The organism is Bacillus sp. SN1 (genome assembly GCF_002796895.1).
Classification (GTDB): Bacteria; Bacillota; Bacilli; order Bacillales; family Bacillaceae; genus Bacillus; species Bacillus inaquosorum.
Genome location: NZ_PHIE01000006.1, coordinates 302500 through 323210 on the forward strand (window position 1 = coordinate 302500; position 20711 = coordinate 323210).

General features: G+C 41.5%; 23 protein-coding genes. 20 read left to right on the forward strand and 3 right to left on the reverse strand.

The window, feature by feature from the left end:
• Nucleotides 1-4: 4 nt before the first annotated feature.
• The 17 genes from CVV77_RS19725 to CVV77_RS19800 all read left to right on the forward strand — a co-directional run bounded on the left by CVV77_RS19725 (nucleotide 5) and on the right by CVV77_RS19800 (nucleotide 14838).
• Nucleotides 5-4720: a hypothetical protein gene (locus tag CVV77_RS19725; protein WP_100276286.1), complete on the forward strand. Its 4716-nt coding sequence runs from the start codon at nucleotides 5-7 to the stop codon at nucleotides 4718-4720.
• The gene (locus tag CVV77_RS19730) at nucleotides 4717-5481 is read left to right on the forward strand and encodes a distal tail protein Dit (RefSeq protein WP_100276287.1); all 765 of its coding nucleotides are present in this window, start codon (nucleotides 4717-4719) and stop codon (nucleotides 5479-5481) included. The genes CVV77_RS19725 and CVV77_RS19730 overlap by 4 nt, the downstream gene beginning before the upstream one ends.
• A 12-nt stretch (nucleotides 5482-5493) precedes the next feature.
• Nucleotides 5494-8883 carry a phage tail spike protein gene (locus CVV77_RS19735; RefSeq protein WP_100276288.1) on the forward strand — a complete coding sequence of 1130 codons (3390 nt, stop codon included), beginning with the start codon at nucleotides 5494-5496 and terminating at the stop codon, nucleotides 8881-8883.
• A 13-nt stretch (nucleotides 8884-8896) separates the two neighbouring features.
• Nucleotides 8897-9295, forward strand: coding sequence for a hypothetical protein (locus CVV77_RS19740; RefSeq protein WP_100276289.1), 399 nt, complete (start codon nucleotides 8897-8899; stop codon nucleotides 9293-9295).
• A complete protein-coding gene (locus tag CVV77_RS22540; protein WP_258460251.1) occupies nucleotides 9285-9407 on the forward strand; it encodes a hypothetical protein in 123 nt (40 codons plus the stop codon). Before CVV77_RS19740 ends, CVV77_RS22540 begins: the two co-directional genes overlap by 11 nt.
• Before the next feature lie 14 nt (nucleotides 9408-9421).
• Entirely contained in the window at nucleotides 9422-9589 is a 168-nt protein-coding gene (locus tag CVV77_RS19745; RefSeq protein WP_100276290.1) for an XkdX family protein, read from the forward strand.
• Between the two features lie 12 nt (nucleotides 9590-9601).
• A complete protein-coding gene (locus tag CVV77_RS19750; protein WP_033884258.1) occupies nucleotides 9602-9823 on the forward strand; it encodes a hypothetical protein in 222 nt (73 codons plus the stop codon).
• Between the two features lie 63 nt (nucleotides 9824-9886).
• Entirely contained in the window at nucleotides 9887-10165 is a 279-nt protein-coding gene (locus CVV77_RS19755; protein ID WP_100276291.1) for a hemolysin XhlA family protein, read from the forward strand.
• A gap of 15 nt (nucleotides 10166-10180) precedes the next feature.
• Nucleotides 10181-10444, forward strand: a complete 264-nt coding sequence (locus CVV77_RS19760; RefSeq protein WP_100276292.1) for a phage holin — start codon at nucleotides 10181-10183, stop codon at nucleotides 10442-10444.
• 52 nt (nucleotides 10445-10496) lie between these two features.
• Nucleotides 10497-11318: a peptidoglycan recognition protein family protein gene (locus tag CVV77_RS19765; RefSeq protein WP_100276293.1), complete on the forward strand. Its 822-nt coding sequence runs from the start codon at nucleotides 10497-10499 to the stop codon at nucleotides 11316-11318.
• Nucleotides 11319-11438: 120 nt separating this feature from the next.
• A complete protein-coding gene (locus CVV77_RS22545; RefSeq protein WP_250622103.1) occupies nucleotides 11439-12419 on the forward strand; it encodes an HNH endonuclease signature motif containing protein in 981 nt (326 codons plus the stop codon).
• An 18-nt stretch (nucleotides 12420-12437) separates the two neighbouring features.
• Nucleotides 12438-12992, forward strand: a complete 555-nt coding sequence (locus CVV77_RS19780; protein WP_100276294.1) for an SMI1/KNR4 family protein — start codon at nucleotides 12438-12440, stop codon at nucleotides 12990-12992.
• Nucleotides 12993-13112: 120 nt separating this feature from the next.
• On the forward strand, nucleotides 13113-13256 hold the full coding sequence (locus tag CVV77_RS22230) for a hypothetical protein (RefSeq protein WP_010329784.1): 144 nt from the start codon (nucleotides 13113-13115) through the stop codon (nucleotides 13254-13256).
• 30 nt (nucleotides 13257-13286) lie between these two features.
• Nucleotides 13287-13529 carry a hypothetical protein gene (locus tag CVV77_RS19785; RefSeq protein WP_100276295.1) on the forward strand — a complete coding sequence of 81 codons (243 nt, stop codon included), beginning with the start codon at nucleotides 13287-13289 and terminating at the stop codon, nucleotides 13527-13529.
• Nucleotides 13507-13737: a helix-turn-helix domain-containing protein gene (locus CVV77_RS19790; RefSeq protein ID WP_017696609.1), complete on the forward strand. Its 231-nt coding sequence runs from the start codon at nucleotides 13507-13509 to the stop codon at nucleotides 13735-13737. The genes CVV77_RS19785 and CVV77_RS19790 overlap by 23 nt, the downstream gene beginning before the upstream one ends.
• 198 nt (nucleotides 13738-13935) lie before the next feature.
• Complete coding sequence (locus CVV77_RS19795; RefSeq protein ID WP_100276296.1) at nucleotides 13936-14406, forward strand: Panacea domain-containing protein; 471 nt, start codon at nucleotides 13936-13938, stop codon at nucleotides 14404-14406.
• Nucleotides 14407-14409: 3 nt separating this feature from the next.
• Nucleotides 14410-14838, forward strand: a complete 429-nt coding sequence (locus tag CVV77_RS19800) for a hypothetical protein (RefSeq protein ID WP_100276297.1) — start codon at nucleotides 14410-14412, stop codon at nucleotides 14836-14838.
• A gap of 20 nt (nucleotides 14839-14858) precedes the next feature.
• Here the strand turns inward: CVV77_RS19800 and CVV77_RS19805 are convergent, their stop codons facing one another.
• Together CVV77_RS19805 and CVV77_RS19810 are read right to left on the reverse strand one after the other, a co-directional pair.
• A complete protein-coding gene (locus CVV77_RS19805; protein WP_100276298.1) occupies nucleotides 14859-15050 on the reverse strand; it encodes a hypothetical protein in 192 nt (63 codons plus the stop codon).
• A gap of 355 nt (nucleotides 15051-15405) precedes the next feature.
• On the reverse strand, nucleotides 15406-15891 hold the full coding sequence (locus CVV77_RS19810) for a cysteine dioxygenase (protein ID WP_019259294.1): 486 nt from the start codon (nucleotides 15889-15891) through the stop codon (nucleotides 15406-15408).
• A gap of 528 nt (nucleotides 15892-16419) precedes the next feature.
• Here CVV77_RS19810 and CVV77_RS19815 point away from each other — a divergent pair.
• From CVV77_RS19815 to CVV77_RS19825, 3 genes are all read left to right on the forward strand, one after another.
• On the forward strand, nucleotides 16420-17961 hold the full coding sequence (locus CVV77_RS19815) for an MFS transporter (protein WP_100276299.1): 1542 nt from the start codon (nucleotides 16420-16422) through the stop codon (nucleotides 17959-17961).
• A 151-nt stretch (nucleotides 17962-18112) separates the two neighbouring features.
• Nucleotides 18113-18961 (forward strand): exo-glucosaminidase LytG, encoded by an 849-nt coding sequence (gene lytG, locus CVV77_RS19820; protein WP_100276300.1) that lies wholly within the window; start codon nucleotides 18113-18115, stop codon nucleotides 18959-18961.
• Nucleotides 18962-19069: 108 nt separating this feature from the next.
• Entirely contained in the window at nucleotides 19070-19333 is a 264-nt protein-coding gene (locus CVV77_RS19825) for a YiaA/YiaB family inner membrane protein (RefSeq protein ID WP_003242249.1), read from the forward strand.
• Nucleotides 19334-19369: 36 nt separating this feature from the next.
• Here CVV77_RS19825 and ktrB read toward each other — a convergent pair whose 3' ends face one another.
• Nucleotides 19370-20707, reverse strand: coding sequence for a Ktr system potassium transporter KtrB (gene ktrB / locus CVV77_RS19830; RefSeq protein WP_100276301.1), 1338 nt, complete (start codon nucleotides 20705-20707; stop codon nucleotides 19370-19372).
• Between the last annotated feature and the right edge of the window lie 4 nt (nucleotides 20708-20711).

A 20711-nucleotide genomic window follows, 5' to 3' on the forward strand; every position in this document is an offset into this window, starting at 1 on the left:
GGACATGATCGAGAGGCTTACTGCTGTTATAGAAGCTCAGACGCAGAGATTCAACAGAAGTATGGACCGAGTCAATGATATGATGCGGCGAATGGCTGATACTCATACTGTTGAAGTTGAAGCAGAAACCGCAAGCTTCCAAGCGCGAGTCAGACAAGCAGAACAGCAGATCGACAACTTTATTCATCGGCATCAGAGAACTCGAGTCGATTTAGACGCAGACTCTGACGACATACAACGGGCAGTATCGGCGGCGCGAACAGAACTTGCATCATTGCCCAATCGGGTAACAACCAACATTAACGGTGATTCATCAAATTTAGCAAGATCAGTGGCAATTGCTCGGACAACATTAAGATCTCTTCCTAACAGAGTTTGGATTCATATAGAAGCTCGAATTGACCGTTTTGAAAACTCCATGAATCGTTTAGCGAAAATCACAAATTCTGTTTCAACGGTTATTCAGCATTCACTTGCTGGCGCATTCACTGCTGTATTGCCTGCAATTTCTCCGGTTCTTGCCAGTATTACTGGCGCCATAGGATCACTTGGCCCGATGCTTGGTGTGGCAGCTGGTGGAGTTATGGGGCTCGGAAGTGCTTTTGCAGTAGCAGGAACAGGGGCGGCTTCATTCGGGGCGCTGGCGGTCTCTTCATTAAGCGGTGTATTTAAAGCATCTGAGGACTTGAAAAAGCTTCAGGAAAAGCTCGATGAAACCACCGACGCCAAGGAACGCGCAAAAATCATGGAGAAGATCAAGGTCATCCAGCAATCTCTTGGAAAAGAAGAGAAGAAGGCCCTTGATACATTAGAAGATTTTAAAGCGAATTGGCAGAGCATCGCTCAATCTGTACAGAAACCGATTTTAAAAACGTTCACGAGCTCGCTGACGACGTTTAAGGGTGTTCTGAATAGTTTAAGACCTATGTTCAAAAGCGTGGCAAATGGCGGCGTTACATTAGCAAAAAGCATGAATGCGGCGTTTAAAGACACCGACATGCGGCGCTTTATAGACTACATGAACAAAAATGCTGGTCAGGCTTTCGTCACGTTTGGAAAAATAGCCGGCAACGTCCTCAGAACAGTTATGAATCTGATTGTTGCTTTTGGACCTCTTGGGAACGATATGTCGGCCAGTTTGGAAAAGGCCACAGCTTCATGGGTGAAGTGGTCAGCCAATTTAGGTTCTTCGAAGAAGTTCCAAACGTTTATTGAATATGTCAAAACAAACGGTCCTAAATTGCTGCAGATCATCGGGAACTTATCAGGCGGTCTAACAAAGTTATTTACCGGTTTTGCCCCGATGTCTCAGGACATGATGACATCCCTTGTCAACATGACTCAGAGGTTTAATGAATGGGCCGGCAGCGTCACGAAAACGAAAGAATTTCAGTCGTTTATTGACTACATCAAAACGAACGGTCCAACTGTTTGGAGTACGATTGGTGAAATTGCCAAAACAATCATCAATTTGCTTGTTGGTATGGCTCCGTTAGGACAAACCATTTTACAAACAGTAAATAGTTTCTTGAAATTCACTAATGCAGCGATGCAAGCAAATCCTGCAATTGGTCAGTTTATCGCTGTTGGAATTTCATTAGTGGGAGCATTGAGAGCTATAGTTCCTGCTATGGTCGCTGTGAGTGCTGTTACAAATGGACTTAAAGATTTTAGGGATGCGGCACAATACCTAAGAACCTTTAAAGATACGGCTGCAGGAATAAAGCTAGCTGGACTTGTGACTCAATTAAAAACTGCCATTTTAGAAGTAGGACGATTCATTGCGAGATACACGGCCGCGGCTGCAGCATCCACAGCAAATGCAGTTAAAATGGCAGCGTCATGGACAGCGATGAAAATATCTGCTCTTGTATCTTCCCTAAAGAGCGGCATAGTTCAAATGGGTTTGTGGATCAAGAATATGACTGTTATGGCGGCACAGTCAATTGCACAGGCAACTCGCACAGCAACAGCGTGGACAATCATGAAAATAAGCTCTTTTGTAACTTCCCTTAGAGCTGGGATAGTGCAAATGGGCCTATGGATTAAAAACATGGCTGTTATGGCGGCTCAATCTGTTGCGCAGGCAGCGAGAATGGCCGCAGCGTGGACAGCGGCTCAAATAAGCTCATTTGCATCTATGTTGGCAGCTGGAATCACTCAAATGATTGCCTTCGGAAAACGTCTTGTCATTCTTGCGGCTCAGGCTGCTGCAAACGCGGCGAGAATGGCGGCATCTTGGGTCATTGCTATGGGTCCTATTGGATGGATCACCGCGGCTGTAGTGGGTCTGGTTGTCCTCATCATTGCGAACTGGGATAAGATCAAGGCTTATACAATCAAAGTCTGGGGCGTTGTTTCTAAGTGGCTTTCATCTGCTTGGACAGGGATTAAGAATGCGGCTTCGAAAGTATGGTCGGCTCTTGTTACGCTTATAAAGGCAAATTTCGAGTTGCAAAGAAAGATCGTCATGACGGTCTGGAATGCCGTTAAATCATTCGCTTCAAAAGTCTGGAACGGGATTAAAAACTCAGTTACTAAAGTGTGGAATGGCATGAAAAGCGCCGCATCTGCAGCGTTTCTCTATATGAAAAACCAGATTGCAAACAGAATTCTGGCTACTCGAGAAAAGATACTCAGTGTATGGAATGCTATAAAGAGCAAAGTGTCTGCGATATGGAATGCGTTGAAATCGGCCGCATCTGCAGCCTTTTTGTACATGAAAAACCAAATAGCAAACCGGATTTTGGCGACCCGTGAAAAAATTCTTAGCACATGGAATGCAATCAAAAGTAAAGTTCAATCCATTTGGAACGGAATAAAATCAGCGGCGTCAAATGCCTTCCTTTACATGAAAAATCAGATCGCAAATCGCATAATTGCCACCCGAGAAAAGATAGTTAGTATCTGGAACAGCGTGATGAAGTTTTTCAAAGGAATCAATCTGAAAACCATTGGCCGTAACATTATTCAAGGTCTGATAAATGGTATCAGCGGCATGGCGGGAGCGTTAGCCAGCAAAATTAAATCGATGGCAAACGCAATCCCTAACGGCATGAAAAAACTTCTTGGAATTCACTCGCCATCAAGGGTTATGCGCGATCAAGTTGGTTATCACGTCGGCACCGGTATGGCAGCCGGTATTGATAAGTCACAGGCCAAAGTAAAAGCGGCTGCGGCGAGAGCGGCTAAAGCGGCTCAAAAAGCTGCTGAAGTGAAAGTGACCAACAAAATTAAAAACGCTGAAGTTAAATATGACACCAAGAAAATGGGCGCTGACACTTATATCAAGACGTTGCAGAAAATCCAGAAGCAAAACAAGCTGACAAGCGAGCAAAGCCGGAAAATCCAGCGTGAAATCTATCAGGCTGCTAAAAATGCCTCTGACAAACAGAAAAAGCTTTTGAAAGAGCAGCAACGCAAAGAAGCAAAAGCAAAGCTTGCGTACACCAAAAAGGTGTCTGATCAGATTAAACGAGCTGAGGCCAAGTACGATACAGGGAAGATCAGTGGTAACACATACGTCAAGACTCTCCAGAAGATCAGTAAGAAGAACAAACTGACTTCTGATCAGCAAATCAAGGTACAGCGTGAGATTTATCAAACTCAAAAAGCGATGGCTGATAAGGTCAGGAAGCAAAAAGAGAATGAAAGAAAAGCGGCAGATAAAATCAACAAAGGTATTCTCTCAGCCAATAACACATATCTGTCCAAATTCAAAAGCATCAATGACAAACTAACCTCAGACATAAAAGCGGCAAACGATGCCTATAAGAAGGAGCTCCAAGACCGAACAAATGCGATTTACAACGCAATCGGTCTATTTGACGATGCTTCAAGTGAGAAGGTTAATGGCTCAAAGTTGACATCAAACCTTAAAAATCAGCTGGCGAAACTAAAGCAATTTGACAGCGATATTGCAAGCATCGCAGGCAGGGCGCCGAAAGCTTTTGCTGATGAACTGAAAGAAATGGGTGTCGGTTCAGCAGATCAGATCAATGCAATTGCTCGTATGACTTCGTCTGAATTGGATGAGTACGTCAGACTTTGGACAGAGAAGCATAAACTCGCAAGCACGCAGGCTGCTCAGGAATTGACTGGCCTGAAGAACGAGACTGCCAAGAAAATTAATGAGCTTCGTTCAGCTGCCAATAAAGAATTGAGCCTCCTGAAGAACGACTACATGAGAAAAATTGGTGAGCTTACTGTCAATGTGAAGCAGCTGGGCTCACTGAAAAACAGCGGGAAAGCAATCGGCTATAACACGATGGCCGGCATTATTTCCGGAATGAGAAATATGAAAGGTGAGCTTGCGAAGGAAGCCAACACTATTGCCTCCACAATCGAGAAGACAATCAAGAAAAAGCTGAAGATCCATTCTCCTTCACGGTTAATGAGGGATCAAGTTGGTGTGATGGTGCCAGCGGGAATCGCAGTTGGTATTCAGAACGGTATCGGAACGGTTCAGCGGGCGATGACTGCTGTCAGCGATGCCATGTATATCGAGCAGAAAGATATGAATCTTGCTTACGATACATCCATATCAAGAAGCGACCTTGGCACTGTCAGAAAAGAACTGAGTGCAGATGTCAAAAACCTTGAGTTACCTGAAAGAACTATCATTATCGAAATGGACAGCAAGAAAGTCGGACAAGGCGTAGAAAAGCCTGTAACAGACGCACAAAGAAGATCAAATGCAAGGAGGGTGAGATTTAATTGATCAACTATCAGGAGATTTTGCCCAATCAGTGGAAAATCACATTCAATGGGATCGATATTTCACCCTTCTTTTATGTGAAATCAACCACTGGGCGGGGAGTAATGAGCCGAGAGGTAAACACAGCCACGATCGGGAACCGTCCAGGCGGTTTCTATCGTGGCACCAGACTACCAATTAGAACGATAACTATAGACGTTCTTTTTGCATTCAGCAGTGAAGAGGAATTGAAGAAGAAGCAAGAAGAACTGACTTATATTCTCCATACAGACGAGCCGAAACCCCTCGTTTTCCATGATGAGCCCGACAGAACCTATTACGCAATATTTGAGAGTGTATCTGAAAGCGAGGAGCAGGGTGGCTTTCAACAGGCTACATTGACCTTTATCTGCCCTGATCCTAAAAAATATGGAGCGGCTGCGGAATCAGAACTAAATCCCGGGGTACAGGTTTTCACAAACCCGGGGTATGCGGAGATTGAACCAAAAATCGAATGCGTTTTTAAAGAGGCGGCCACTTTATATGAAGTGGCTATTTTAAATGGTGATGGATCTGTTTCTAAGAAAATAAAAGTCGTTTACAACTTCATCGCCGGCGACACTCTCATTATTGATTCATCAAAGAGAAAAGTGACATGCAGCGGTAAATTGATCATGACTGCTCTACAAATACAGTCTGAGTGGTTCACGCTGCCACCAAAAGTACCAACAAAATTGAAGTTAAGCCACGCAAGCAGCATCAAATTCGATGAGGCTTATTTGTAAGGGGGTCCGTTAATGGCTGACATGTATATTCTTTCACCAGATGATCAAGTGCTGACAGTGCTGTCCAGCGACGGACAAGAAGCGTGCAGATTTTGGGATGCCAAATACAAAGAAGAGCTGAATAAAGGCTCTTCTTTTTCTTTTGTAGCAGATGCTTCCCATCCTGATGCGCGCTATTTGTTTGAGGAGAATCAAGTCATTTTTAGAGATAAAGACGGCATTCTCCGATTGTTTGTAATAAAAGAGCTCGATGATACAGATGAAAACTCAGAGGTTAATACACTGGTTACATGTGAAGCTGCCATGATGGAGCTGGCAGAAACCTTTGTTAAAGACTTCCGGCCAACTGACAAAACAGCACAATATGTTCTGGACAATGTACTCGCTCGTTCTCGGTGGGTGGCAGAGGTAAGCGCTGAACTCGGTACAAACTCCACCACGTTTTATAAGAAAACGGCTTTAGAATGTATTGCTGAAGTGATAAACATCTGGGGCGGCGAACTTCAAGATTCTATCGAATTTGATGGAAACAAGATCACAAAGAGAATTATCAAGATATTGCCACGACGAGGAAAAGACAGCGGGAAACGCTTTGAGATAGATAAAGATACAGAGAATATCAAAAGGACAGTCATCAGCTACCCATTGACAGCTCTTTGGGGATATGGTGCCTCTATTGCCTCAACAGACGAAGACGGGGAGGAGACGGGCGGTTATTCGCGGTTTATTGACTTCTCCGAAGTAGAGTGGAAGAAATCAAAAGGAGATCCTGTCGATAAACCACTGGGGCAGGAATGGGTTGGCGATCCGGATCTATTAAAAAGGCTGGGGCGCCTTAAAAACGGTGAATTGATCCACAGAGAAGGGCAATACAACAATGAAGATATCACTGATCCAGTGGAGCTTTTAAAAGCCACATACAACCATCTCATTACAACAGCATCAAAAACTGAGGTGAATTATGAGCTTTCAGTTCAGTTGCTTCAGAATGTACCAGGTTATGAGCATGAGCACGTAGAACTGGGCGATACAACAATTGCCATAGACCGAAACTTTGCTATTCCAATAGAAACGTCACAGCGCATCATTTCCATGGAATATGACATTACAGATCCGGACAATACCTGTGTTGTGGAAATAGGGCAATTTTTATCAGTGCTCCAAGGTGATGATCGGATTGATCAGATAGAGAATATACTCGACAAGAACCGAGGTACTTGGGAGAGGAAGCCAGACGTTGGCGAAGTCACTGATGGCAGTTTCCCGGATACAAAACCACCGGTCCCGACAAACGTTCAAGTAAAAGCGCTATTTCAAAATATTGCTCTTACTTGGGACTATATCCCATCCAGTTACATCGCTGCCTATGAGGTATATGCTTCTCAGATTAAGGGCTTCACCCCCTTAAAAGAGAATCTAATTTTCAGAGGGAAAACAGGAGGCTACGAGCATTTTACAGGCGTCAATGAACTTTGGTATTACCGTATTCGAGCAATCAATACAAGGGGTACAGCAAGCGATTTTACAGCCGAATTCTCGGCCACTACTAAGCGAATACTGACCAATGATATTGTTTTCGGTGCAGTTACAGCCGAAAAGCTGGCTAACTTGGCAGTTACAGCTGATAAGATAGCCAGAGATTTTGATGAAGGTAATATATTCCCAGGGTCTTTGCTGAAAGCAAATCAATTCTACACCTACAGCGATTCTACTCTCAGTGTTGAACAAAAGACTTTCAATGAAATGACTGTTTCACAAGTGATCAATGGCGATACTACTGTATTCGGAGTAGCTGGCTACAGAGGTTCACCGAATAACATACAGCGGATGTCTTTAGTTGAGGGGCAAGTATACACTCTATCATTTGAGGTAAAGCGAAACAACACGACTAACTTAAACTTCATTCATTTGAAAAAGGACAAAGAATTCACCTTGATAAGCGGAGCAGACCTGAACGACATATCCAGTTTTCCGTCCGATCAATTCGTGAGGGTCAATATCAAATTCGCAGCGCCAGCAACTGGATCTGATTATACTATTGGAATCGGCGGCCGAAATACAAACGGAAATACAGAACCATGCAGTTTTGTTTTTCGCAAGATTCAAGTCAGAAAGGGCGAGGAGATCAAGGAATACGGATACAGCCCTTATGACGTCATGCTCACTGATGGCGCTATCTATGGAGAATATATTCAATCGGCAGCTATTGGCACAACACACATACAAAAAGCGGCCATAACGAGCGCACAAATTGCTGAAGCGGCTATTGGTACAGCTGCCATCCAGAACGCGGCAATAAAAAAAGCTCATCTTGGCACAGCTATTATTGATACTGCTCAGATTATTGACGGTGCAATCACTAACGCGAAAATAAAAGATTTGTCTGCCGATAAAATCAATGCAGGTACTATAAAAGGGATCACGATTGAGGGCTCTTTAATCAAGGGTGGTAAATTTGAAGCTTTGAATACCACTGATAACTATAAATCGTACTTTGATGGTAAGGAATTTTATCAGTTTAACAGGAGCACTGCTTCCGGTACCTACGGAGATTATACAGAGTTGAAAATCACTTCTAGTTCCATTTCACAAGAAAGCGGGGATCAAGACTCTGGCGGTAAAAGAACTGTGTATAGATCAGTCAAAATTGGCGATGGGAAAGTGAGTATATACGGATCCGGATATGATTATGTTTTGGAGGATATTCCGAAGATAGACTTATATGGCAGCAGATCAAACGGTTCTTATCAATCCGTGATAGACATGTCTATTGATAAAGCTGCAAGCGTCCCAGGTGATGTGCTGAGCATAACTGCTTCAAATACGCCAGCGAACTCAGAAAACTCAAGTGTTTTTAGCTATGCGTACAATACAGCGAAATTCAGCGGTTCTTCGACATTAGCGACTTTTAAAACAGCAAATTTCGAAGCTGATGTAACAGGTGGAATACGCCTTAAATCAAAAAACGGAACACTTATTGAAGGTGGACCTGCGACTTTGCCGGCTGGATCAAATATTTATCCAGGGAACGTAACTAAAAATAAACAGCCCCTGGCTTCCGGGAATGTTACAACTTACATTTCAGATATTCACGGAGGCTTGCAATATAATTTAAGTATGTGTGTTACAAGTGTGGATGTTTCTATGCCCGATAATGGAAGTTCAACAGCCTATGCGAAAGTAACAATTAACCCTTGGGTTGATGCTTATTATGATACACCCGAGAACATATTTGCAGTTATGGCTACTCCTTACGGTGCTTATTCTAACGCTGTTACTGTTGGCATAGAACATCAAAGCTCTGGAGGATTTGAAGTTCATGTTAGAGGAACTGGGACATCTACCGGTGTTGCAGGGCGCAAAATTACAGTGCGAATGTTAGTTTTATATGAAGCTCAATAGAAGGTGATAAACATTGCTTGAGCAAATAAATTTGACCAATGACTATAGATATACAGAAAATCTGACGGTTACAAAAACAGTCTCTGGCTTTTCCTTAACAGGTGGCACCTATCATGACGGAAGCTTAGAGAAACCATATCTTATAGACCCAGCGGAATTTACTATTAATGCTGAAGAGACGAGAAAAGTAGCATATATTTTGCATCTGGTTTATGACACAGAGAATGATAAGGTTGATTATTTGTTGTACAAATCAACTGTTGATCAGGATGGTTATTATCCAAGCTATGAAGAAAGCGAAAAGTATCGTCTCCTTTATAAAATTATTGATGTAGTTGTTAATCCTACAGGAGAAATAAATGGCGCAATTTATAGTTTCACCAAAGAACAGGAGGCGGAAAATGAAACTTGAACCTATTGAATTGGGGAATAAAGGCGAGGAAGAGAAAACGGAAGTGGAAAAACTAAAAGAGCAGGTTCTTGACCTTCAACGTGTGTGCAATATGCTGATGAATCAAAGTTAACTGGGGGATGAAGCATGGAAAACCGCAGTGTTCTTTATGGCTTTTTCGAAGACTGCTGGATTAATGGGACTGTATTAACGAAGGAAATGAGGAATGCGGTTCAAAAAGGCTGGATATCACAAAGTGAATATGATGATATAACTACTCTGACTCGCGGAGACGCATATCCTGACCAAGAATAAGGAGTGTTTTGAATGCAAGAAATGACAAAAGAACAATTACAGGAACAATTTGAAATTGCAACGTACAAAGCGGCCTCTTTGCTGGCTGAACTAAATGAGAAAAACGAAAAACTGGCTGAATATAAAGCCTTGTATACGGTCGCAGTAAACAAACTGGAAAAGTTAGAAGGAGAAGCAGCGGCAGCACAAACTGAAAATCAGACAGAACCAGAAAGCACACCTGTAAACGCATAGGTGTTTTTATTTTGCCTCAAAGGAGGTGAAATCGCATGAAATAGATAAAAGGGGGGCGTACTAATGTCGCAACTGACGGAGGTACCGGATGTGAATGCAATACAAAAAGAGATGGCAGAGTTCAAACTAGAACAAAAATCGCTTGAAAGACGGGTAAGCTCGCTTGAACGATCCTCGGATAGGCAAGATCAGCAAATCATGTCACTCAATGAAAAGCTCAACAAAATTGAAGAGAATACAACTTGGATCAAGCGCACAATCACGGGCGCTATCATTACAGCGATTTCCACCGGAGTTATAGGGGGACTAATCGCTATTTTTTATAATGTGCTGCAACATTAAGGAGGAAAATAACATATGAAAAACTTTGACAAAGGCACAGTCGTTCGGACTGCGCTTCTTTTAATTGCGCTTATCAACCAAACAATGCTGATGTTCGGTAAATCACCCTTGGATATTACTGATGCACAAGTGAACCAACTGGCTGATGCGCTATACACTGCCGGCTCTCTGATCTTTACTATCGGTACGACACTTGCTGCATGGTTCAAAAACAACTACGTGACAGCAAAAGGACACAAGCAAAAAGCCGTCCTGAAAAATCACGATCTAACCAAATGAGCTGCCAGCTGGTGGCTCTTTCTATTTCAAAAACAGAATAGGAGAGATTTTCATGACAATTGCAGTGAAAAAGAACCTTGTATCAGAAGCAAAATACGCTTTGAAATGTCCTAATTCGATGACTGCGGAATACATCACCATTCATAACACTTACAATGATGCATCTGCTGCTAATGAGGTCAGCTATATGATCGGAAACACTAGTTCAACGAGTTTCCACTTTGCTGTTGATGATAAAGAGGTAAGGCAGGGAATCCCAATTGATCGCAATGCATGGCACACAGGAGACGGCACAAATGGCACCGGAAACCGTAAGTCTATCGGCGTTGAAATCTGCTACAGCAAGTCAGGAGGCGCTAAATACTACGCTGCTGAAAAGTTAGCTATCAAGTTTGTGGCGCAGCTGCTTAAAGAACGAGGATGGGGTATTGATCGTGTGCGGAAGCACCAAGACTGGAGCGGAAAGTATTGCCCGCATCGTATCTTGTCAGAAGGACGCTGGAATGAAGTCAAAGCGGCGATTGATGCTGAATTAAAAGCGCTTGGCGGCAAAACATCAAGTAAGAAAACAACTTCATCTAAGACGGTGAAAAAACCAAGCTCAAGCAAAAAGAAATCGTCCTTCAGTCTGCCTTCCGGCATTTTCAAAGTGAAAAGTCCTTTGATCCACAGCGATGCTGTTAAGCAGATCCAAACAGCACTGGCAGCATTGCATTTCTATCCAGATAAGAAAGCCAAAAACTTCGGTATCGATAGCTATTATGGACCAAAAACAGCAGATGCCGTCAGACGGTTCCAGTTGATGAATGGATTAAAAGCTGATGGCATTTATGGACCAGCTACAAAAGCGAAGCTTGAATCTCTATTAAAATAGGTCTACTGGGTCTTCTCTTTTGGGAAGACCTAATAATAGTAGTCAAATAATTTACATATTGTTGAAATAAAAGTAAAAATATAGTATATTAGACCAGAAAACAAATTAAGGAGGATTTGTATGAAATTGTTAAAGAATTCGATTTGTTTGCTCGTCTTAACTCTATTGATTGCTACTATTGGATTTTCACCACAAACGAAAGCAGCAGAAGAGAACTCATTTGGATTGGCAAAACCAGTAACCATTGAGGAAAAAGAAACTTTAACAGTAGATAAGAATGGAGTGGCTAAGAGCACAAACGATGACCAAGCTTCTGTCATTAAGAAAGCACGACAACTTGCTAACAAGAGTAATCACAATGAAATAACCTACAAGAATCCTGTAGCTAAAGAAGAAAACAACATTGTTAATGTGCCAGTCGTTGAGAAAAAAGATGAGAAAGCACATCCCAAAGCAGCCAGCTTAGTTTCGATGTCCTACACAACAATATATGACCCCAACAAAAAATCCATCACAACTACAATTAAAATAGCAAGCATAGTCGGCGAAAAGCCGATAGTTATTGAAGCTAGAAACGATTTATATGATAGCAACACTTATAGCGGAAAATACGGAAGGGTTTTTGTCCATAGCAGAGAATTCTTAGGGAAGGATATTAAAGTAGGTAAATCATATTCAAAGTCCTATTATCCTAAAAAGACAAAGTTTTATATGTCCCAACATACTACGGTAGCCGGTTGGAAAGGAACAGTACCTGATACTTCCACTGGAACGTTGGCTCCTGTTCTTGCCAATAAAATAGGATGGCTGTATCCAGAAATAAGAAATAACCACAGCAAAAAGACAATGCCAATACCAGCTAAAGCGAATTTCCCAGTTGTACCTGCAGATAAAAGAGAAGAATGGAATAGAAAGGAAAGAGGCAACTATATAAAGAAGTACATCGACAAATACGGTGATCCAAAGTGGAATTGGTCAGCATTAGATGTTCACCATGTACTTCCGTTAAAGTATGGGGGAAAGAATAACTTTGATAATTTGTTCCCTCTTCCTCGTGATATACACCAAAACGTATTAAATCGTTGGTGGGATAAATATTAGTAAGTAAGAGGTGGCTTAATGACAGTTTTTGTTGAAAAAACGATCCAAGGTCTAAAAGAATTAATTGATGAAAAAGGACGTTTGAAAATTTTAGGGGATGAAGGAGCTCTTTTAGAAACAGAATGTAGTTTCTCTAAAGGTGCAACAGATCTAGAGATTGAGAGTTTTGAGAAGAAAATAAAAGTGTCACTTCCTGAAGATTATAAAACCTTTTTAAAACTGCATAACGGGGCCAGAATATTTGATTTGTTGATTTACGGCGAGAATGTAGGTGGGGGGTTGCATATTCTTAATTTAGAAGAGATTGAAAAGTATATGCAAAATGGTTTTTTAAAGCCTCAGTTTATTCCCGTCGCACATCTGTTAGACGGATGTTATTTGTTAATTGACAAAACCAGAATTTCCACAGATCCAAACTATTTATGGTTCCTCAGGTTTGTAGATTATGAACCACTGCAACTTAATTTTGAGATATTTTTAGATCGGTATATTTTATCTCAGGGATCGAATTTTTGGGATTGGGGAATCTATACCGCTGAGAATTATTACAGAACTCATCGTACTGAGGACTAAACCCTTAATAGCAGTTTATTAAGATAGAGAGCAGGTGTAATACCAGCTCTTTTTTTATTAAATCTATTGACGATTGTAAATAGATATTGTATAATTAAAGTATAGAAAGGAGGTGCTGAAGTGGACGAGGTGAGAAACTGGATTCTTGCTATCGCTGGTATCGTGACCATTATTAAACACATCTACGACATATGGCAGAAGGAAAGCGAAAAGCATAGCAAGAAAAAGAAAAAGCGCTCCCGCCGGGTAAGCAAGAAGCGCTGATACACAGTGAGCAAAGGGGAGTAAATCCCCTTGCTCATACCATTATATCACGTCCACGATAATATGAAAAAATATTTTAAGCAGTACAGCACAGCAGATTTTGCCGTTTTGCTCATATTGATTGCCGGGATCGTGGCAATTGATCTGACCGATGAGGGTATGTCTGGAAAGATTGCGCATACTGTATTGATGATAGCCGTTGTTATTACCTTGTTAAAAGGATTCATTATGATGTGGAGAGAAAGCCGACATGAAAGAAAGCGAAAAAATTAAGTTTATCCAGGAAGAAGTTTTGACTGCAGCGGAAGCGGGGGAGCTGCTTGGAGTCACCCGGCAGCGTTTAAGCACCCTTGTGACTTCCGGAAAGCTCAAGCCGGTGAAAAAGGTTGGGACCGTTGCATTGTTTTTGCTTGGACATGTACAAGCCCTTAAAAAGGAATTAGAAGCCGGCCGGAAGAAGTACCGGCCGTATGATGAATGAAACCCTTCTCGAGATGAGGAGGGTTTTTGTTTTATTCAGAACAACTCATTTATAAAACTTTTGGTTTAAAACTGATTATTAAGGTTTAATAATTGTTAATAAGTTTTAATCATTATTATTTACATCCGAACAAGTTTCACATATTATGGAATAAGAAAGAAACAAACAGTTTCTTTTTATTTGATGGAGGTGTTTAATATGCCCCGTGACATTTTACCAATTGCAGCAGCACTAGAATCGCTTTACACATCAATTTTTAATGTTTCTGATGGTGAAAATGATTTAACAGAAATGAAGATGCACAAACTGCTGTATTTCGCTCAAAAACATCATTATGCTACATTCGGAGAATGGTTATTTAATAACGATTTTGAAGGATGGGTTCATGGGCCGGTAAGCCGTAGGGTAAGAGGCAGCTTTAAAATGCTGGAATTCTACAAAGACGAATTAACCTTAGAGGAGGAATATACTTTAAGGGAAGTTATTCATGATTATGGTAAGTATACAGCTGGATACCTTAGGAATTTGAGTCATGAAGACACTGCTTATAAAATTTCAAGGTTAGGTTTACGTGATGACGAAAACGGATCCGATATTATAAAAAAAGAAGACATTATAAACGACATAATGATTAATGATGAGCAACTTATCGATTGTGAGGTGCACTAATCTTTGTCCGATCCAATAAATAATATAGGAAAAATTTTTACATCTCTAGAAAAGTATTATGATACTAGGGCGAGAAAAATAAAGGTGAAAGCTCGCCCTGTTTTGGTTATAGGATTTGAAGACGACTGCCCCAATCCTATGAGTATCGATTATGAGATATTACCGATCTCTACTTTAAAACAAAGACTACCTCATCCAAAACATGATATACATATAGATTCTGGTTTAAAAAATAAACTGGGGCTTAATGAAGAGTGTTATATAAGGACACATAAAACCTCTTGGAGTAATGTCAAAAATATGAGGATTGAATCTCCAGTTGGGAATTTGAAAAACGAAGAGTATGAATTATTCAAGGAAACAGTCATGTTAAATCGGGAATGGGTAGTTGACCGTACTAATTATAGATTAGAAGAGGAAGCACACCAATAGGTGAGCTTTTTTTAATTACCTCAATTTATTATCCATTTTTTCTGCAGTTTATCCCACTTCAATTCACCTTTCATCAAAAGGCTCTTCACAGCTGCACGAATATTCTCTTCACTCTTTCCTGTTTTCCTTTTCAAATCGTTCAAAGTTGGATTCTTACCATATAACTGCATGTTCACTATGATCTGATATACTTTCCGTTCAAAATCAGTCATTTGATCATCTCCTACAAGGATGATATTCGAACGTAAGTTCCTTTGTCAATAAGTTGGATTTGGGGACAGATGGGGACGAATTGGGGACCAACTTCCTCATTTTTAATCAAAAAAGAAAATTTTTAATCAGAAACTTATGTAAGAAAACCCTATAAAATAGGGTTTGGAAATAAAACGTCTGTTCGCATCAGAAACACATCTCCACACTGGCAGCGTAGAGGTCAGGGGTTCGAGCCCCCTTGGCTCCATACCTGTAAACCCTTATTCTATAAGGGTTTTTTTGTTTTTAATAAAAGGATCATTCGCTGCCCTCTTCTGTTGATCCTAAGTCAAAGTTGAGCAGTTCACCTGTAAATCATGAACTTTCCAATACACCACTTTGTTCCTCAAAGACCGTCATGTCTTCCAAAGGGGGGGAGTAAACATGAAGAGACACCATTCGTTCTGAAGCAGGATTGGACATTTTGTGAATTAAACCTTTGGTTGAAATAAGACATTCTCCTTTGTGGACAAAGTATGAATTGGAGAGTTCCGCGTGATCGCCGGTTGAGCGATAAATAGAATTGAGAAGTTTTCCTTCTAACACCATTGCGCAACCAATGGATTGACCATGATCGTGTACTGCTGTCTCCTTGTGTGGCGGAATGTTAATAACGATAACTTCCAATTCGTTGTTTCTAAATATTGCATTTCGGCCGTAAGCGTACTGGTCTGGTTCCTTAATATACGGTTGACTCAATGTTGATGCGTTTGGAATTTGTTTTAAAGAAGTTTCCAAATCTTTAACCGATGGATTTTTCAAGCCGCTAAAAATGTTTTGGATACACTCATACAGTTCCATACGTTTTTGCCTCCCGGGTCATTTATTGACTAGCATAGGTATTTCGCAGATTAATTCATGATATTTACCTATATACAATTTAGAGGCGGCAAACGCCTAGTGAACACAAAAAAATGTGCGGCCAACAACTTATTCATGTTTATTAATTCAAATTTATTAAAAAAGTGAACGGAAAAGCGCCGCCGTTACCTAAGAAGAAGGCGAAAGAATTTTCCGATGCACTTTTAAAATGGCTTACTTTGATTGACTCGGTTATGGAAGCTCACGAAGTGGATTTCGAGCCCTATGGCTCCGGGCAAAGCTGTTCATGTTTTGTGCTTGAAATTTGCGCCATTGACAAAATACCATCGGTTTGGAATAATGTTTGAGTATATGCTCATTTCTTCACATATTATCATAAAATAATATTATGTCCCCTGATGGGGAGAGAATTAGAATGAAAGCTAATGGCATGCAAAATCTATTAGCTTCTTTTGTTTTCAAAAAAAGATGTGTTTCGTATGTATTCATATAGGAAGGAATGACAACATGAAGACAAAACACTATTGGGTGATTTCTTTGCTTGCCGTTTTAGCGGTCGGGCCGGGATTGATGTCTAACACGGCGTTGTCGTCAGTTCAAGGCCTTGTTCAGAAGACGGTTGGAACAAGTGACTTCACATCAGTAAATCCAATATTGATCGGCAATATGGCCTTTGCTTTATTAGTGCCGGCAGGACCGCTGCTGAGGAAAAAATTCGGTGCCCGTCCGATCTATTTGGCTTCATTACCCGTTTTTATACTTGGCTCACTGCTCTTCGCATTTTCGAGCGATATTGCATGGATGGCGGCAGGGCGCTTTTTACAGGGAGCGGCTACAGGCGTCATGCTGATGATTATGATCCCTATGCTTGTTCTGTCATTTCCGATTGACCGCAGGAATTATGCACTGCTGGTGCTGATCGGGGGATTTTATGGCTCTGTTATCATCGGTACGATCCTAGGAACAATTGCAACAAGCTGCGGCCACTGGAGATGGCTGTTTTTTATCTTTGGCGCACTGTCACTGATCGGTGTCGCGGTGAGCTATTTCTTTCTTCATGATGAGCATCATGGGGCGGCAGAACAAGAACAGCCGCTAGATGGTGCGGGAATCCTTTTATCTGTTTGCCTTGCCGCAGCCTCAGCGGTTACTTTCATTTTTCTGCAAAAATGGGGGCTTTCATCAGGTTATGTATGGACGGGTTTCGGGATTACGTTATGTTTGCTCCTTGTTCTATTGATTGTGGAATATAAAGTGAAGAACCCCTTTATTTCTATTAAACTGATGCTGCTGCCAAAACCGGTGCTCGGCTTATTTATCATAGCTGCAGGGACGATAACGGTAGCTGTCAGCCTTGCTGCTTTTCAAGGCTTGCTCCGTCAAATGTATGATATTTCTCAGGAGCATCTCATTCTTTTAAACTTGACTCTTTTAATCGGAGTGGCGATCGCGGCCATTTTGAGCGCACTGTTTTATGATAGAGTCGGGCCAGGGATGCTCGGTATTATCGGCGGCCTCATTCTCGTGTTTGTGAATTTTCAATGGCTGCATATGCAGGATCAATCGTCACTCTCTATATTCGCAGTGCTGTTTATTATGCTTGCGGCTGGAACAGGGCTGACAGTTGCCGCTGGGCTGATGGGAGCTGCCATGGGCGGCCCGCTGCCTGATTTGGTCAAGAGAATGACAGCTGTTCAGTTTTTAAGATTGTTTGTTTATATGGGAGTTCCAATCCTCATCGGCTTCTTTACGAAAAAAGATGCTGCCAGACAAAGCAGTACGATGCAGGATTCTATGATGACTGCTTATCATGATCTCTTTTTCATTTCTTTTGTCCTGAGCGTGCTGCTCGTTTGCTTATCATTCTGTATGAACGCCACAGGTATGGGGCACAAGCTGGCTCATAAACCGCATGATAAAGCGAAATCGGCTCCGGAAAAACCGGCCGTTTCAGCACTGTCAAAGGCTGCTGTCAAATCACATAAAGTAATACATGATACAGAATATCGTAATGCACTCAGAAAGTGTAAACAGAAATTTGATATATGATCAAAACCTTTTCCTTGAGGGAAAAGGTTTTTTGTTTGCAATCCTTTCACAACTTTATCCCTAAAGAATTGAAAAATATTAGAAGTGCAAGTAAAATTCTAAAAGTAGATTCTTTTACATTCGTAATCTTTTAACTTGAAGGAAGGTTTTCATGGCCCGTAAAAAACTGAAAAAACGTAGACTCTTCATTTCACTATTTTTCATTGTATCGATTCCGCTAGCCCTGTTTGTATTAGCGACAACTTTATCAAAACCGATTGAAACATCCAAAGAACCTGAAGAAATTGATGAACAGCAAGTATTTATTGACAGCCTGTCCGGACATGCACAAATTTTGTATGAGAAATATCATGTCCTCCCAAGCATCACGATCGCTCAGGCCATTCTCGAATCTGACTGGGGGAACAGCGAGCTTTCTGCTCAGGCCAACAACCTTTTTGGCGTAAAAGGAAATTATAAAGGCCATCACGTCACGATGGAAACGGACGAATTTGAAAAAGGGAAAAGAAAAACCATTCGCGCGAAGTTTCGAAAATACAGCACGTTTTTTGAATCTATGGATGACCACGCCCAATTGTTTGTCCGCGGCACATCGTGGAATAAAAAGAAGTATAAACCGGTACTTGAGGCTGAGGATTATAAGGAAGCGGCAACTGCCTTGCAAACAGCAGGATATGCTACAGACCCTGACTACGCTGACAAAATCAGCGCTATTGTAGAAAAATACGATTTAGATGAGTACGATGAGGTAAATCCATCCCTGAAATCAGTGGATTTATACGGTTCTATCAAAGACAGTGCCGTTCAAGACGTATGGTCCAAGCCTTCTACTGATGATCGGTCCATTAAACTGACATCTGCCCAATCTTACGTCGGCAAGGACATAAAGGTTGTATCTAAAAAGCAGAAAGGCCAGTCCGTATGGTACCAATTTCAAATCAATGATAAACTCATCGGCTGGATTGATGATTCAGCTGTTGAAATAAAGGAAGCAACCTGAGACCTTTTTACTGGTATTTTTAATTCTTTGTTCCATTCCGGGGAATTTGAGGTATAATATTCCACGGAAGTTATCACTTATTGACTATGCTTTCAGGAGGGAACAAAGGTGCAGAAATATAGACGGAGAAACACGGTTGCTTTTACAGTATTAGCTTATTTCACTTTTTTTGCGGGAGTATTTTTGTTTAGTGTCGGACTCTATAATGCTGATAACCTGGAACTCAATGAAAAAGGCTACTACATTGCTGTTATGATACTTGTAGCGGTCGGTGCGATTCTTACACAAAAAGTGACCCGTGATAACGCAGAAGATAACGAAATCATTGCGGAGCAGGAAAAAAGACAAAATCAATCTCATATCGAATCATAAAAAAATCCGGCGCCTAAATCGCCGGATTTTTTGTTATCATCCCGTAAATACCTCGCCGTCAGGGTAACGAATATTTGATTTCTCTGTTCTCGCGAATGAAAAGACGAACGTCAAAGGACCAATTCTTCCGATGAACATGATGACAATAATAATACATTTTCCTGCTGCTGTGAGTTCAGGAGTCAATCCCATTGATAGACCGACAGTTCCGAATGCGGAAAAGGTTTCAAATACAATTTGAATAAAGGGCGCTTGTTCTGTGATCGTCAGGGCGAAAATTCCTAAAAACACGATGAATAGACTGGTGACGCTCACAGCTAAAGCCTTAATGATAATCGGATATTTGATGGAACGGCGGAAAATAACCGTTTCTTTTTTACCTCGCAAATAAGCGATAACAGACGTTAAAATCACGATGAACGTAGTCAGCTTAATGCCGCTCGCCGTTGAGGCGCTTCCTGCTCCGATAAACATCAATAATAAAGTAAATACAATTGTTCCTTCTCTCATGCTTCCGAAATCGAGGGAATTGAAGCCTGCGGTTCTCGGCGTCACTGCCTGAAAATAGGAAGCCCACAGTTTATCCCCTATATGCAGGTGGCCAAGCGTGCCAGGGTTGCTGTACTCTAAAATAAAGATCACAAGCATAGCAATCGCATTCAGAATCAGCGTTCCTGTCAGCATGAGCTTCGTATGTAAAGAAAAGGCTTTAAAGCGCCGATTTTTCATAACGTCAAACAGAACTGTAAATCCGATCCCTCCTGTAATAAATAAGAAAGTGATCACAAGGTTTACTGTAGGATCGCCAACGTAGCTCATCAAATTATCCGGCCACAACGAAAACCCGGCATTGTTAAAAGCAGATATCGCGTGAAACAGGCTGGCAAACAAGCCGGATGCCAAGCCATACTGAGGCACAAGCCGGATGGATAAAATGAGTGCTGCTATCAATTCAATACTAATCGAAAACAGAAACAGGACTTTGACAAGGCCTATGACGCCGCCGATTGTCGGCTGGTTTAAGGCTTCCTGGACAAGCATTCGTTCTTTTAATCCGATTTTTTTTCCTAATATCATGACGATCAAAACGGCAAATGTCATAAATCCAAGCCCGCCGATCTGAATCAGCCCCATGATGACCGTTTGCCCGAAAAGTGTAAATTGAGTGCCGGTGTCGACAACTGCAAGCCCAGTAACGGTTGTAGCGGAAGCCGCAGTAAAAAGGGCGTCTATCCATGACAATGGCTTCGTTGTAGAAATCGGAAGCATTAACAGCCCAGAACCGATGATAATGATAAGGAAAAAACCGATTGCAAGCACTTGAGGCGGTGTAAACCGAACCCATTTGATCACTTTATCCTTTTGAAGTGTCACCTTT

What these genes read in the sequence shown, in the direction of transcription:
- CVV77_RS19725 (WP_100276286.1), top strand. Translation starts at nt 5, where the DNA reads ATGATCGAGAGGCTTACTGCTGTTATAGAAGCTCAGACGCAGAGATTC.
- CVV77_RS19790 (WP_017696609.1), top strand. Translation starts at nt 13,507, where the DNA reads ATGAAAGAAAGCGAAAAAATTAAGTTTATCCAGGAAGAAGTTTTGACT.
- CVV77_RS19735 (WP_100276288.1), top strand. Translation starts at nt 5,494, where the DNA reads ATGGCTGACATGTATATTCTTTCACCAGATGATCAAGTGCTGACAGTG.
- lytG (WP_100276300.1), top strand. Translation starts at nt 18,113, where the DNA reads ATGGCCCGTAAAAAACTGAAAAAACGTAGACTCTTCATTTCACTATTT.
- CVV77_RS19760 (WP_100276292.1), top strand. Translation starts at nt 10,181, where the DNA reads ATGAAAAACTTTGACAAAGGCACAGTCGTTCGGACTGCGCTTCTTTTA.
- CVV77_RS19815 (WP_100276299.1), top strand. Translation starts at nt 16,420, where the DNA reads ATGAAGACAAAACACTATTGGGTGATTTCTTTGCTTGCCGTTTTAGCG.
- CVV77_RS19765 (WP_100276293.1), top strand. Translation starts at nt 10,497, where the DNA reads ATGACAATTGCAGTGAAAAAGAACCTTGTATCAGAAGCAAAATACGCT.
- CVV77_RS19780 (WP_100276294.1), top strand. Translation starts at nt 12,438, where the DNA reads ATGACAGTTTTTGTTGAAAAAACGATCCAAGGTCTAAAAGAATTAATT.
- CVV77_RS19805 (WP_100276298.1), bottom strand. Translation starts at nt 15,050, where the DNA reads ATGACTGATTTTGAACGGAAAGTATATCAGATCATAGTGAACATGCAG.
- CVV77_RS19750 (WP_033884258.1), top strand. Translation starts at nt 9,602, where the DNA reads ATGCAAGAAATGACAAAAGAACAATTACAGGAACAATTTGAAATTGCA.
- CVV77_RS19755 (WP_100276291.1), top strand. Translation starts at nt 9,887, where the DNA reads ATGTCGCAACTGACGGAGGTACCGGATGTGAATGCAATACAAAAAGAG.
- CVV77_RS22540 (WP_258460251.1), top strand. Translation starts at nt 9,285, where the DNA reads ATGAAACTTGAACCTATTGAATTGGGGAATAAAGGCGAGGAAGAGAAA.
- CVV77_RS22545 (WP_250622103.1), top strand. Translation starts at nt 11,439, where the DNA reads ATGAAATTGTTAAAGAATTCGATTTGTTTGCTCGTCTTAACTCTATTG.
- CVV77_RS19745 (WP_100276290.1), top strand. Translation starts at nt 9,422, where the DNA reads ATGGAAAACCGCAGTGTTCTTTATGGCTTTTTCGAAGACTGCTGGATT.
- CVV77_RS19795 (WP_100276296.1), top strand. Translation starts at nt 13,936, where the DNA reads ATGCCCCGTGACATTTTACCAATTGCAGCAGCACTAGAATCGCTTTAC.
- CVV77_RS19810 (WP_019259294.1), bottom strand. Translation starts at nt 15,891, where the DNA reads ATGGAACTGTATGAGTGTATCCAAAACATTTTTAGCGGCTTGAAAAAT.